The sequence below is a fragment of the Curtobacterium oceanosedimentum genome, assembly GCF_040545555.1.
In the GTDB taxonomy this organism is placed as follows: Bacteria; Actinomycetota; Actinomycetes; order Actinomycetales; family Microbacteriaceae; genus Curtobacterium.
The window spans coordinates 151,796-165,371 of record NZ_JBEPMD010000004.1 but is presented as its reverse complement, the minus strand read 5'-3'; the positions used below and the strand labels follow the sequence as shown (position 1 = coordinate 165,371).

9 protein-coding genes are annotated in these 13,576 nt (G+C 73.5%); 1 reads left to right on the top strand and 8 read right to left on the bottom strand.

Annotation, left to right across the window (positions count from 1 at the left end; all coding sequences use genetic code 11):
- Positions 1 to 126: 126 nt before the first annotated feature.
- Positions 127 to 1,293, bottom strand: coding sequence for a pyridoxal phosphate-dependent aminotransferase (locus ABIC52_RS05900; RefSeq protein WP_354026861.1), 1,167 nt, complete (start codon positions 1,291 to 1,293; stop codon positions 127 to 129).
- Between the two features lie 233 nt (positions 1,294 to 1,526).
- Between ABIC52_RS05900 and rpsT the strand changes: the two genes are divergently transcribed.
- Positions 1,527 to 1,787 carry a 30S ribosomal protein S20 gene (gene rpsT / locus ABIC52_RS05895; RefSeq protein WP_066653830.1) on the top strand — a complete coding sequence of 87 codons (261 nt, stop codon included), beginning with the start codon at positions 1,527 to 1,529 and terminating at the stop codon, positions 1,785 to 1,787.
- 368 nt (positions 1,788 to 2,155) lie between these two features.
- Here rpsT and holA read toward each other — a convergent pair whose 3' ends face one another.
- From holA to cydB, 7 genes are all read right to left on the bottom strand, one after another.
- Complete coding sequence (gene holA / locus ABIC52_RS05890) at positions 2,156 to 3,130, bottom strand: DNA polymerase III subunit delta (protein WP_238638249.1); 975 nt, start codon at positions 3,128 to 3,130, stop codon at positions 2,156 to 2,158.
- Positions 3,039 to 5,642: a ComEC/Rec2 family competence protein gene (locus tag ABIC52_RS05885; RefSeq protein ID WP_354026860.1), complete on the bottom strand. Its 2,604-nt coding sequence runs from the start codon at positions 5,640 to 5,642 to the stop codon at positions 3,039 to 3,041. The genes holA and ABIC52_RS05885 overlap by 92 nt, the downstream gene beginning before the upstream one ends.
- 3 nt (positions 5,643 to 5,645) lie before the next feature.
- The gene (locus ABIC52_RS05880; RefSeq protein ID WP_354026859.1) at positions 5,646 to 6,440 is read right to left on the bottom strand and encodes a ComEA family DNA-binding protein; all 795 of its coding nucleotides are present in this window, start codon (positions 6,438 to 6,440) and stop codon (positions 5,646 to 5,648) included.
- A gap of 94 nt (positions 6,441 to 6,534) precedes the next feature.
- Entirely contained in the window at positions 6,535 to 9,108 is a 2,574-nt protein-coding gene (gene leuS, locus ABIC52_RS05875; protein ID WP_354026858.1) for a leucine--tRNA ligase, read from the bottom strand.
- A 69-nt stretch (positions 9,109 to 9,177) separates the two neighbouring features.
- Positions 9,178 to 10,887, bottom strand: a complete 1,710-nt coding sequence (cydC, locus tag ABIC52_RS05870) for a thiol reductant ABC exporter subunit CydC (protein WP_209824746.1) — start codon at positions 10,885 to 10,887, stop codon at positions 9,178 to 9,180.
- Positions 10,884 to 12,560 (bottom strand): thiol reductant ABC exporter subunit CydD, encoded by a 1,677-nt coding sequence (gene cydD, locus ABIC52_RS05865; RefSeq protein ID WP_354026857.1) that lies wholly within the window; start codon positions 12,558 to 12,560, stop codon positions 10,884 to 10,886. The genes cydC and cydD overlap by 4 nt, the downstream gene beginning before the upstream one ends.
- A gap of 10 nt (positions 12,561 to 12,570) precedes the next feature.
- Positions 12,571 to 13,575 (bottom strand): cytochrome d ubiquinol oxidase subunit II, encoded by a 1,005-nt coding sequence (gene cydB, locus ABIC52_RS05860; protein WP_354026856.1) that lies wholly within the window; start codon positions 13,573 to 13,575, stop codon positions 12,571 to 12,573.
- Position 13,576 lies beyond the last annotated feature (1 nt).

Here is a 13,576-nt window from a genome sequence, read left to right as displayed (position 1 = left end):
TTGTCCCACGGTTGCACACGGGCAGCGCGCAACCGGCGACCGGCCTGTGGAGGCACGGTAGCGCCCGGGACGCTGTGCAGGACGCACGGGAGGCGCGTGGCGGCGCCGCCACGCGCCTCCCGTCTTTCAGGCGGTCACCGTGGCGGGCGCGGGCAGCGCGCCCAGGCCGCGGCGCAGGTCCTCGACGGTCGCCGCCAGGCAGACCCGGATCCAGCCCTCGCCGGAGCGCCCGAACGCGCTGCCCGGTGCGACCGCGACGCGCTCCCGGTGCAGGAAGGCGAGCGCCCACTCGGCGACGTCGCCCTGCGACGCGTGCGAGACGTCGACCCACAGGTAGAAGGCGCCGCGCGGGTCGAGGTAGCGGATGCCCGCTGCGTCGAGCACCTCCTTCGCGACGGCGAGGTTCGCGCGGTAGTGCTCGCGCGCGTCCTGCACGGCCTGGTGGTCGCCCACGATCGCCGCGAGCGCCGCCCACTGGTCCGGCTCGGCGACGCAGCTGATCATCGCCTCCTGCGTCGTGCGCATCGTCGGCCCCATGCCCTTCGGCGTCACCAGGTAGCCGACCCGGACGCCGGTCATCGCGTACGTCTTGCTCAGCGAGAAGGCGGTGAAGACCCGGTCGTCCTCGTCGAGGGACGCGATGCTGACGTGGCGGGTGCCGTGGGTGAAGTACTCGTAGACCTCGTCGCTGATCACCCAGAGGTCGTGCCGCTTCGCCAGGGCCAGCAGGGCGCGCAGGGTGTCCTCGCCGAACACCGAGCCGAGCGGGTTCGACGGCGAGTTCACCACGATCGCGCGGGTGTGCTCGGTGATGCTCGCCTCGAGCGCCCCGAGGTCCGGCTCGAAGTCGTGCTGCGGCTCGAGCCGGTACGGCACCGGAGTGGCGCCGATGATGTGCGCGTTCATCGTGAAGGTCGTGTAGCCGGGGTCCGGCACGAGGACCTCGTCGCCGGGACCCAGCACGAGGGTCATCGCCTGGAACAGCGCCTGGGTCGCGCCGATCGTGACCCAGACCTGTTCGAGGTCCGCGTCGATGCGGTTCTCACGGAGCAGCTTGTCCCGAATCGCGGTGCGGAGCGGAGCGATGCCACCGTTCGGCGTGTAGTCCGTGCGGTCCTCGCTCCACGCGCGGCGGGCGGCCTCGCCGATGTGCGGCGCGACCGGGACGTCGGGCTCGCCGATCACGAGCATCGCGACGTCGGTGCCGTCGGCGCGCAGCAGGGCGGCCTGTTCGAAGACGCGGCGGATGCCGGAGGCCGGGACGGAGTCGATGCGCGGGGCGAGTGAGGGCACCTCGTCACGGTAGCCCGTCCGTGTTGCGGGGTCGTTTCCACTCGGCGGTGTCCCCGCGGGCGTCCGGCGCGTCGCTCGTTCGGCGCGTCGGGGCTTTGGTGGTCCGTGGCTCTGCTGGTAGAGTCGGTGGCTGGCTTCCGCGTTCCCCGCCCACGGGTGGAACGCGATGCGACAGAGGGCCCCTCTACCCGACGTCGCGACCACCCGTAGCAGACGAACAAGGAGCAACACGCATGGCGAACATCAAGTCGCAGATGAAGCGCATCAAGACCAACCTCAAGGCCCAGGAGCGCAACAAGGCCTACCGCTCGGAGCTCAAGACGGTCATCCGTCACACGAACGAGGCCGTCGTCGCCGGCGACAAGGACAAGGCCGTTGCGGCCCTGGCCCTCGCGGCGAAGAAGCTCGACAAGGCCGTGAGCAAGGGCGTCATCCACAAGAACCAGGCGGCGAACCGCAAGTCGGCCATCGCCAAGAAGGTCTCCGCGCTCTGAGCGTCTGACACCTGCACGAGAGCCCCGCACCGATGGTGCGGGGCTTTCGTCGTTCCGGGGGCGGTGCGGTTCGGGCGGGCGCTCGGCGTGGGCGTGCGGGGCTCGGCGGTCGTGGTCGGTCCGGGATCGAACCAGGGGTCCGACATCGAACCAGGGACGCCTGCTGGTTCGACGTCGGATCCGTGGCTCTTCGTGGCGGTCGGTACGACCGCGGCCGGGAGGCACCGGTCGGTGCGCCGTCGTGGTCTCGTCGGCGACGACGCGGCAGGGAGGCACGGGTCGCGTTCGCGGCCGCCGTCGCGTCGGCGACGGCGCGGCCGTGTGGCGTGCGGCGTGCGGCGGCGTGCGGCCGGGAGGCGCGTCCCGCCTCAGCGCTCCTCGCCGCGGCGGGCGATGGTCCGGACCATGACCTCGAGCGCGTAGTGCGCGTCGCGTGACCCGCCCTTCACCGCTGTGTCGGCCGCCGCGATGCTCGTGATCGCGTTCGCCAGCCCGGCCTCGCTCCACCCCGCGACGTCGCGCTGCGCGCGCTGCACCTGCCACGGCGCCATGCCGAGTGCGGATGCCGCCTGGCCGCTCGACCCACGGAAGCCGCTGACCTTCGCCATCGTGCGGATCTTGCTCGCGAACGCCGCGACGATCGGTACCGGGGCCTCTCCGGTCGCGAGGGCGTGCCGCAGCTCGACGATCGCCGGGGCCGAGCGACCGGCGAGTGCGATGTCGGCGACCTTGAACGCATTGGTCTCGACGCGACCGCCGTAGTACTTGTCGACGGTGCGATCGGTGATCTCCTCGGCCTCGTCCGCCAGCAGCTGCCGGCACGCGGCGGCGAGCTCCGCGAGGTCGTCGGCGAACGCCGCGACGAGCGTGCGCACCGCCGAGGGCGCGATCTTCCGGCGGGCGGCCCGGAACTCGGCGTTGACGAAGTCGATCTTGTCGGTGTCGCGCTTGAGCTCGTCGCACTGGACCTCGACGCCGCCGCCGACTCCGCTGCGGATGGTGTCGAGCAGCTTCTTGCCGCGCATGCCACCACCGTGCCGCAGGATCAGCGTGACGTCATCGGCGGGCGCCTGCAGGTAGGAGATCGTCTCGGTGATGAAGGCGTCGGTGCACTTCTCGACGTTCGTCACCCGCACGAGCCGGGGCTCACCGAAGAGCGAGGGGCTCGCGAGCGTCGCCAGGAGCCCGGGCGCGTACTGGTCTGCCTCGAGGTCGTGCACCTCGAGCGCCGGGTCCTCGCCGACGAGCAGGTCACGGAGGACGCTGCTCGCACGCTCTGCCAGGAACTGCTCGGGCCCGGTGACGAGCACGACGGGTGCCGGTCGGACGCCGGACCACGGCACCTGGTCGATCTTGGCGGCTGCGCGCGTGGGCTTCTTGGCGGGCATGCGTTCCTTCCGTCGGCTCCGGGGCGAGCTGGTCGGGGCCTGGTCCGATCCTACGGGCCGCCGCCGACGCAGGTCCCGCCGAGGTGGGCCGCACCGACGCGACCGCTGCCGACGCTGCCCGCGCCGGCCCGACCGTCGACGCCGGTTCCGGAGGCGGAGCCGCCGTCCGCTCGGTCCACGCCGTCAACGCACCGTCGGCAGTCCGCGAAACCACGACGGTGCCCTGTCGGTCGGTCCGGAACGCCGTCGTTCCCGCAGCACGGAGGGCGTCGAGCGCCGACGCCGTCGGGTGTCCGTAGGTGTTGTCGGCACCGACGCCGATGAGTCCGATCGGTGCGGCGAGCTGTCGGTACAGCGCCGGGTCCTGGTCAGCGGACCCGTGGTGCGCGACCTTCACGACGTCCGGGTGCGCCTCCACGAGCGGGCGGAGTCGACGCTGCGCGTGCTCCCCGAGGTCGCCGAGGAACACCCCGGACACGCACGCCGTGCACGCCGTGTCGCGCACCGTCTCGAGGACGAGACTCGCGTCGTTGCCCGACTGCCGGGAGCCGGCGCGCGGCCACACCACTCGCCAGCGCAGCGCGCCGAGGGTGCCCGACGTCGCGTCGTCGGCAGTGCGCACCTCGACGCCGGCCCGTTCGAGCTCCTCGACGACCCGGTCGTCCTCGGGCCGTCCGACCGGGCCGACCAGTGCCCGCGCCACCCGGTCCGCCACGGCTCCGACCGCACCGACGTGGTCGCGGTCGAAGTGGGTCAGCACCAGCAGGTCGACCCGGTCGACCCCGAGCAGGTCGAGGCACCCGAGCAGCAGTTCCTCGTCGTCGCCGGTGTCGACGAGGGCGACCGGTCCGGCACCGTCGCGGACCAGGACGGCATCGCCCTGACCGACGTCGCACGCAGCGACCGACCAGTCCCCCGGCACGGTCGAGCGCACGACGAGCCGCGGGACGGCGACGGCCCCGAGCCCGATCACGACGACCGCCCCGGCCGCCACCAGCGCCCACGTCCGGCGCTGCTGCTCGGCGAGCACGGCTCCGGCGACCGCCGCGCTGGCCACCGCCGCCGTCACCGCGCCGGGAGGGCCGGCCGGCCAGTCGAGCGTCGCCGCCGGCAGGGCAGCCGCACCGTGGGCGACCGCGCCGATGAGCGATGCGGGCGCCCATGCGACGTGCGCGACGACCCCCGCACCCCAGGGCCAGACCGGGGCGAGCAGGCACGCGGCGAGCCCGGTGACGGTGACGACCGGCGCGAGGGGCTCGGTCAGCAGGTTGGCCGGCACGGCGTACGTGGGCAGGGTCGGGGCGAGCACGACCGTCACCGGCCAGCACGCGACCTGCGCCGCGACCGGTACGGCCACCGCCGCGGCGACGGGTTGCCACCACCGCCGCGCGAGCAGGGCCGTCAAGCGCGGTGCCAACGCGATGATGCCGCCGGTGGCGAGGACCGACAGTGCGAACGCCGGAGCCCGGGCGTACCAGGGATCGACCACGAGCATGCCGAGGACGGTGAGCGCCAGGAGCGGCACCCCGCGGAGCGGTCGACCGGACAGCCGGACGACCAGCACCACGACCGCCATCACCGCGGCGCGGACGATCGACGGGTCGGGGCGGACGAGCACCACGCACGCTACGAGGAACCCGACCGCCACGACTGCCCGGAGGGCGCGGGGGAACCCGAGTGCTCGGCACGCGGCCACGACGAGCGCGACGACGACGGCGCAGTTCGAGCCGGACACCGCCGTCAGGTGCGTCAGGGCGGTGGTCTCCATCGCGGACTCGGTGGCCGGGTCCAGGCCGCCGCGGTCTCCGATCGCCAGCCCGCGCAGGAGTGCGCCGCCGGGTTCGGGCAGGTCGTCGGTCACCGCCGTGAAGGCACGGCGGACGCGCTCCGCCGCCGCGAGCGGACCGGTCGGCGGCGCGACCTCGGGCCGTCCGCGCAGGAACACCACCGCCGCGGTCGGAGCGCCGCCCTCGTCGGCCTGCACGGTGGCACGCGCCCGCAGTACGGCCCCGGCCGACGCACGGAAGTGCTCGGCGGGGACCACACGGACCGGGACCTCGAGCCCCGTCGAGCTCTCGAGCGCTCGGAGCGTGCCCGTCGTCGACCGGTCGGTGTCGGCGAGGTCGCGGGTCAGCACCACCTCGACGGTGCTCGTCCGTCCCGCCCGCTCGACGAGCGCTCCCGGTGAGCGCTCCGGAGCACCCATCGCGACCGCCACCGCCACGAGGGAGCAGCAGGCCGCCACCAGCAGCAGGCAGCCCAGCACCCCGGGCAGCACGCCTCCCAGCACGCGGACCGGCACACCGGGCAGCACGAGAGCCAGGAGGACGACACCACCGAGCAACGCCGCGGTCGTCGCACACCACCACGCCGCTCCCGGTGCCCCGACGAGCAGCGCGGCCTCGACCCAGGCGACGACCACCGGACCCGCCAGGCGCAGGTCGGCGACGGTGGGGTGCAGCTCCACGACTCAGACCCGGACCCGGTCGCGCAGTTCGGCGAGCCGCGTGTCCCCGATGCCGCTGACCTCGAGCAGGTCATCCACCGACGAGAACCCGCCGTGCTCCTCGCGCCACGCCAGGATGCGGGCCGCCAGCGCCGGACCGATGCCGGGAAGGGTCTCGAGCGTCGCCTGGTCGGCGGTGTTGAGGTCGACGACGTCCGCCCCGGGATCGACGCCGCCCGCGCCGCTGCTCCCGGCGGTGCCACCGGCACTCGATCCCCCGCCACCCGAGCCCCCCGAAACGTCCGGCCGCAGTGCTTCGGGCACCGCCGTCTCCCCCACCCGCGGGACGTACAGGCGTTCCCCGTCCACCACGGGGCGGGCCAGGTTGAGCCGGGCGAGGTCGGCGTCCGCCGTGGCTCCACCGGCCTGCTGCAGCACGTCGTCCACGCGGGTGCCGGAGGGGACCTCCACGACACCGGCACGGACCACCGCGCCGAGCACGTACACGGACACCGCCGCCGCACTCGCCGACCCCGTGGGCGCCCCGGCTCCGGCGGAGGGACCGACCGGTGCGCCCGCCGAGGCGGGGCCCGGCGAAGCCCCTGTGCCGGCGCCGGGCGAAGGCCGACCACCCGCCGTCGACGGCCCGCTCGTGACCGTGACCCCGGCCGACGAGCGCGCACCGAGCGTCCCGATCGCGACGACCACCAGGGCGAGCGCGACCACCACCGCAGCCAGCGCCACGGCAGCTCGCGGTGACAGCGCGAACCGGGACACCCACGACCCGGCGCCGGGCGGTTCAGGAGACGGAGCAGTCATGCTCGGCACGCTAGGCGCACCGCGGGAACGGCAACGGCCCGGCGGTCCGTCCTGTGGAGGACGCCGCCGGGCCGTCAGCTGGGGAGGACTCCCGTCAGCCCTTGATCGCGATGTTCACGAGCTTCGGCGCCCGCACGATGACCTTCACGATCTCGCGGTCACCGATGTACCGCTGCACGTTCGCGGACGCACGCGCGAGCTGCTCGAGCTCGTCCGCCTCGATCGACTTCGACACCTCGAACGAGTCGCGAACCTTGCCGTTGACCTGCACGACGGCCGTCAGGGTGTCCTGCACCAGCAGCGTCGGGTCGGCCTTCCGCCAGCCGTGCGTGGCGACGGTGGCCTCGTAGCCCAGCTTCTCCCACATCTCCTCACCCGTGTACGGCGCGAAGACGGCGAGGGCGAGGGCGATCGTCTCGACGGCCTCACGCACGGCCGGGTCACCGGCACCGGGGCCGCTGTCGATCGCCTTGCGGGTGACGTTGACCAGGTCCATCAGTCGAGCGATCACGACGTTGAACTTGAACGCCTCCATCATCCCCGGCGCATCGGCCAGGAACCGGTGGGTCACCTGCCGCAGGGCACGGTCGCCGTCCGCCCAGACCGCGTCGGGTGCCGAGGTGACGTCGAGCGCCAGGCGGTAGGCGCGCGCGAGGAAGCGCGCGGACGCCGACGGCGACACGTCCTCCCAGTTGATGTCGTCCTCCGGCGGACCGGCGAAGCCCATCACCAGGCGGATCGCGTCGACACCGTTCGCGTCGAGCTCGTCGCCGAGCGAGACGCCGCCCTTCGACTTCGACATCTTCGAGCCACCGGACAGCACCATGCCCTGGTTGAGCAGCGCCGAGAACGGCTCGGTGAAGTCCAGGTAGCCGAGGTCGAACAGGACCTTCGTGACGAACCGCGCGTAGAGCAGGTGCAGGATCGCGTGCTCGATGCCGCCGATGTACTGGTCGACCGGCGCCCACTTCCGCGCCGCCTCCGGATCGAACGCCTGCGTGTCGTCCTGCGCGGACAGGAAGCGCAGGAAGTACCACGACGAGTCGACGAACGTGTCCATCGTGTCGGTGTCGCGCGTCGCCGGGGTGCCGTCGACGGGGTTCGGCACGTTCACCCAGTCGATCGCCCCACCGAGCGGCGAGGTGCCCTTCGGCTTCAGGTCGAGGCCCTCGGTCGACGGCAGGCGCACCGGCAGCTGGTCCATCGGGACCGGGTGCTCGGTGCCGTCGGCACCGTGGATGATCGGGATCGGGGTGCCCCAGAAGCGCTGGCGCGAGATCAGCCAGTCGCGCAGGCGGTAGGTCTTCGCGGCCCGGCCGGTGCCGCGCTCCTCGAGCAGGGAGATCGCCGCGGTGATCGCGTGCTGCTTCGACATGCCGTCGAGCGGCCCGGAGTTGATCATGCGGCCCTGGCCGGTCAGCGCCTCGCCCGTCGACGCCGGGTCGAGCGCGGGGAGGTCCTCGAGCGTCGCGCCCTCGGGGATGACCGGGATCGCGCCGGTGACCGGCTGGTTCGTGTCGACGACGACCTTGACGGGCAGGTCGAAGGCCCGTGCGAAGTCGAGGTCGCGCTGGTCGTGCGCCGGGACCGCCATGACCGCGCCGTGCCCGTAGTCGGCGAGCACGTAGTCGGCGGCCCAGATCGGCAGGCGCTCCCCCGTCAGCGGGTGGATCGCGGAACGGCCGAGCGGCACGCCGGTCTTCGGCCGGTCGGCGTTCTGCCGGTCGATCTCGGACGTCTTCTGGGTGGCGGTCAGGTAGTCGGCGAACGCAGAACGCACGGAGTCGTCAGCCGAGGCGACGAGCGACGCCGCCAGGTCGGAGTCCGGCGCCACGACCAGGAACGTCACCCCGTGGATCGTGTCCGGGCGCGTGGTGAACACGGTGACGGGCTCGTCGCGCCCCTCGATGACGAAGTCGACGTCGGCACCGACCGAGCGGCCGATCCAGTTGCGCTGCTGCGCGATGACCTTCGCCGGCCACCGCCCCTCGAGCTGGTTGAGGTCGTCGAGCAGCCGGTCGGCGTACTTCGTGATCGCGAAGTACCACTGCGTCAGCTTCTTCTTGACGACGACGGCGCCGGAGCGGTCCGAGGTGCCGTCGGGCAGCACCTGCTCGTTCGCGAGCACGGTCTGGTCCACCGGGTCCCAGTTGACCCAGCTGTCCTTCCGGTAGGCCAGGCCCTTCTCGTACATCTTCAGGAACAGCCACTGGTTCCACTTGTAGTACTCGGGGTCCGAGGTGTGGATCTCGGTCGTCCAGTCGAACGACGGCGCGTACCGCTTGAACGACGCCTTCTGCTGCTCGATGTTCGCGTACGTCCACTCGGCCGGGTCGACGCCGCGCTTGATCGCCGCGTTCTCGGCGGGCAGCCCGAAGGAGTCCCAGCCGATCGGGTGCAGGACGTTGAAGCCCTGCTGGCGCCAGTAGCGCGCCACGAAGTCACCGAGCGCCCAGTTCTCGGCGTGCCCCATGTGCAGGTCACCGGACGGGTAGGGGAACATCTCGAGGATGTACTTGCGCGGGCGCGAGTCGTCGAGGTCGGTCGTGAAGAGCCCGAGCTCCTCCCAGCGGGGCTGCCACTTCTCCTGGATGCGGCGGAAGTCGTAGGCGTCCGGATCGACGGCGGGCTGCTCGCCGGAGGGTGCGGTGGAGTGCTCGGTGGTCACGATCACCAAGGGTACAAGGCCTGGAGGCCCGCCCCGGCCCCGCCGTCGGACCGTCCGTCCGGCGGGCGGTCACCGGGTCGAGCGGGCGGCTCCGTCGGTGACGAGACGCCCGTCGCGCATGCGCAGGGTCCGGTCGACGAGGTCGGCCGGCACCGGCACGTGGGACACGACCAGGACCGTGCGGCCGGCCTGCCGCGCGGCACCGACGAGGTCACGGAGCACGGCGTCGCCGAGGTCGGGGTCGACGTCGGCCGTCGGCTCGTCGAGCACCAGCACGGGGAAGGCGTGCAGCAGCGCCCGCGCGAGCGCGAGCCGGTGTGCCTGCCCGCCGGACAGCAGCCCCCCGCGCTCCCCCACCGGGGCGTCGAGTCCGCCGCGCCCGGCGACCCAGGGGCCGAGCCCGACCCGGTCGAGCACGGCGGTGAGCTCGGCGTCGGTGACGGTGTCGCGCGCGAAGAGCAGGTTCTGCCGCACGGACTGGTCGAACACGAACGGGTCCTGCTCCACGAGCCCGACCCGGGCACGCACCGCATCGGGGTGCATCGACCGGGCCTCGACCCCGTCGAGCGTGTAGGAACCCTCGTGCTCGACGAACCGCACCAGGGCATCCACGAGCGTCGACTTCCCGGCACCGCTCGGGCCCTCGAGCACGACGACCTCGCCCGGGTGCAGGTCGAGTGACACCCGGTCGACCGCCGCCGTCGTCGCGCCGGGCCACCGCACGGTGACGTCCCGCAGCGCGAGGCGGACCGGCCCGTCGACGACGAGGTCCGACGGCTCGGCCGGCTCGTCCGGCTCCGGCACGATGCCGTCCGGCAGCGCCGCGGGAACGACCTGCTCGATCCGCTCGGCGGCGGCACGGACCCGTCGGAGCGTCAGGACGGCGAGCGGGACCCCGCCGACGACCTCGAAGAGCGCGAGGGGCACGAAGACGGCGAGCGCCCAGAGCGGCCCGTCCAGCGCACCGGACACGACGGCCGGAGCCCCGACCGCGAGCACCCCGACGACGGCGCCGCCGCCCACCAGCCCGACGAGGGCCCCGACGAGCGACTCGACGGTCGCACGGCGCCGGACGGCGCGGGTCACGCGGGCGTCGAGCGCGGCGATGGCCGCCAGGCGGTCGGGCAGGGTGCCGTACGCGGTGAACACGTCGAGGGTCCGGACGGTGTCGAGCACCAGGTCGGCCACGTGTCCGCGCTCGGCCGCCGTCTCACGGTCCGACCGGCGGGCGACCGCGAGCGTGGTGACCGTCCCGAGCAGCGCGGCGAGCGCGAGCGCGACGACGAGGACGACCGCCGCCGGCCACCAGACGACCGCGACCGCCACGACGGAGAGCAGGGCCACGACGCCCGCCGACACGAGCGGCCCGACGACCCGGATCGGCAGGTCCTGCAGCCGGTCCGTGTCGGTGATGAGCCGGGTCAGCAGGTCGCCGCGCCCGGTCGCCCCGAGCCCGGCCGGCGCGACCGAGGCGAGCCGTCGGTACATCTCGGTCCGCACGACGGCGAGCTGGCGGAACGACGCGTCGTGCCCGGCGAGCCGGTCGACGTAGCGCAGCGCGGCCCGGCCGAGGGCGAAGGCGCGCACCCCGACCATGACGAGCGTCAGGTACAGGATCGGTGGCTGCTCGGCCGCGCGGGTGATGAGGTAGCCGCTCGCGGCGAGGAGCGCCACCGCGCACACCGCACTGAGCGCGCCGGCGGCGACCGCCTTCGCCCAACCGGCCCCGTGGGGCAGGGCCAGCCGCAGGACGGACGTGGGACGGGCCTCCCGGCTCATGCGCGTGCCTCCTGGCGGTGCGTCACGGTCACGGCTCCCCCGGGGCGGAGGTCGACGCGGACGTCCGCGGCGGCCAGCACGGCGGGGCGGTGGCTCGCCACCACGACGACCGCGCCGTCGGCCGCGAGCGACCGGACCGCGTCGACGACGGTGCGTTCCGCGTCGGCGTCGAGGGCCGAGGTCGGCTCGTCGAGCAGGACGAGCGGCGTGCGCGCGCGGCGGGCTCGGTACAGGGCCCGCGCGACGGCGACGCGCTGCGCCTGGCCGCCCGACAGGCCCGCTCCCCCGGGGCCGACCGGGAGGCTCGGCTCGACTCCCAGCCCCGCCTCGCCCAGTGCGCGGCGCACGTCGTGGTCGTCGGGTCGCGTGTGCAGGGCGACGTTCTCGGCGACCGTGCCGCGGACCAGGCGCGGGCGTTGGTCGGCCCAGGTCGTGCGCTCGGCGCGGCTCGCACCGTGCGCGCCGGGCACGGTCACCGCGCCGTCGTGCGCCAGGACGCCGCGGATCGCGGCGATCAGGCTGGACTTGCCGGAGCCGCTGGAGCCCGCGAGGGCGACGACGGTGCCGGGCGCTGCGCGCAGGTCGAGCGGGCCGACGACGACGTCGGGGCGACGGACGACCACGCCCTCGAGCACCAGGTCGGAGGCCGCGGCGGCGGTGTCGGACGTGTCGGCGCTGGTCGACGTGTCGCGTCCCCGGTCGTCGAGGACGTCGAGCACGGCAGCGGACGCCTCGACGCCGTCCTGGGCGGCGTGGAAGTCGGCACCGACCTGACGGAGGGGCGCGAACGCCTCCGGGGCGAGCACCAGGACGAACATCGCGGCGCCGAGGCCGAGCGAGCCGTCGACGAGTCGGACGCCGATCGACACCGCGACGAGGGCGACGGAGAGGCTCGCGGCGAGTTCGAGGGCGAAGCCGCTGACGAACGACAGGCGCAGGACCCCGATGGTGCCACGGCGGTACTCGTCGGTGACGGTGCCGATGCGGCCGACCTGACGGCGGGCACGCCCGAAGACCTTGAGGGTCGCGAGGCCCTCGACCGCTTCGGTGAACGCGCCGCCGAGCCGGGTGAGCGCGTCCGACTGCCGCCGCTGGAGCGCCTGGGTCGCCAGGCCGATGAGCACCATGAAGACGGGGATCACCGGCATCGCCAGCACGATGACGACGGCACTCGTCACGTCACCGATCCCGATCGCGACGAGGAGCACCGGCGTCGCGACGGCGGTGAGCGCGAGCTGCGGGACGTAGCGTCCGAAGTAGGCGTCGAGGGCGTCGAGCCCGGGGCCGAGGGCCGTCGCGAAACCGGCAGTCGAGCGTTCGGCGAGCCAGGACGGCCCGCGTTCCGCCGCGCGGGCCAGGACGGTCGCGCGGAGCTCGCTCTTCACCGTCGCGCCCGCCCGCGCCGCGAGGTCGTCCGTCGCCCACGCCGCGACGGCACGGACCACGAACGCGCCGGCCAGCAGCGCGAGCGTCGGGACGAACGCGGCGGGGACCGCTCCCTCGGCGAGCCGGCCGTCGCGCACCGCGTCGACGCCGAGCGTGACCGCCCTGGCGATCCCCCACGCGATGCCGATGGTGGCGAGTGTGCGGACCAGGCCCGTCGCCGCCGAGGCGACGACGGACCAGCGCGCGGAACGCGACAGGCGGAGCAGACGGGGGTCGAGCGGCTTCACCGGGTTCCTCCTAGTGCGCGGCCTGGTCGATGTGGGCCCGCGAGACGCGCTTGCGGAACACCCAGTACGTCCACGCCTGGTACGCCAGCACGAGCGGCACGAAGATCAGCGCGACCCAGCTCATGACGGTGAGCGTGTACTGCCCGCTCGACGCGTTGGTGACGTTCAGGCTGTTCGCCGGGTCGTTCGATGCGGGCATGACGTCCGGGAAGATCGCCGTGAACATCGCGAGGACCACCGCGGCGATCGTGACGGCCATCAGCGCGAAGGCACGGCCCTCCTTGCCCCAGGCGGTGCAGAGCACCGCGAGGACGAGCGCGAGCGCGGCGACGACCGAGAGCACGAGGCTGGCCGGGGTCGCGCGGACGAACGCCATCGCCACCAGGAACGCGGCGCCGACGACGATCGTCAGGACGCCCGCACGGGTCGCCAACCGCTTCGCACGCACACGGATGTCGCCCTCGGTCTTCAGCGCGACGAACACGACGCCGTGCGTGAAGAACACCAGCAGGGTCGCGAGCCCGGTCAGCAGCGCGAACGGGTTGAGCAGGTCGAGGAACGTCCCGGTGAAGTTGTGCTCGGCGTCCATCGGGATGCCCCGGACGACGTTGCCGAACGCGACGCCCCACAGGAACGCCGGGACGGCGCTGCCGACCACGATCATCAGGTCGAAGCGGCGCCTCCACTCCGGGTGCTTCCGCTGGTGGCGGTACTCGAACGACACCCCACGGGCGATGAGCGCCACGAGGATGAGCAGGAGCGCGAGGTAGAACCCGGAGAACATCGTGGCGTACCACTCCGGGAAGGCCGCGAACAGGCAGGCGCCGGCGACGATGACCCAGGTCTCGTTGAGGTCCCAGACCGGGCCGATCGTGTTGATGAGGACTCGGCGGTCGGTGTCGTCCCTGCCGAGGAACGGCAGGGACATGCCGACACCGAAGTCGAACCCGTCGAGGACGAAGTACCCGACGAAGAAGAGTCCGACGATCGCGAACCAGAGAACGGGGAGGTCCATC

What these genes read in the sequence shown, in the direction of transcription:
- rpsT (WP_066653830.1), top strand. Translation starts at nt 1,527, where the DNA reads ATGGCGAACATCAAGTCGCAGATGAAGCGCATCAAGACCAACCTCAAG.
- cydC (WP_209824746.1), bottom strand. Translation starts at nt 10,887, where the DNA reads ATGAGCCGGGAGGCCCGTCCCACGTCCGTCCTGCGGCTGGCCCTGCCC.
- cydB (WP_354026856.1), bottom strand. Translation starts at nt 13,575, where the DNA reads ATGGACCTCCCCGTTCTCTGGTTCGCGATCGTCGGACTCTTCTTCGTC.
- ABIC52_RS05880 (WP_354026859.1), bottom strand. Translation starts at nt 6,440, where the DNA reads ATGACTGCTCCGTCTCCTGAACCGCCCGGCGCCGGGTCGTGGGTGTCC.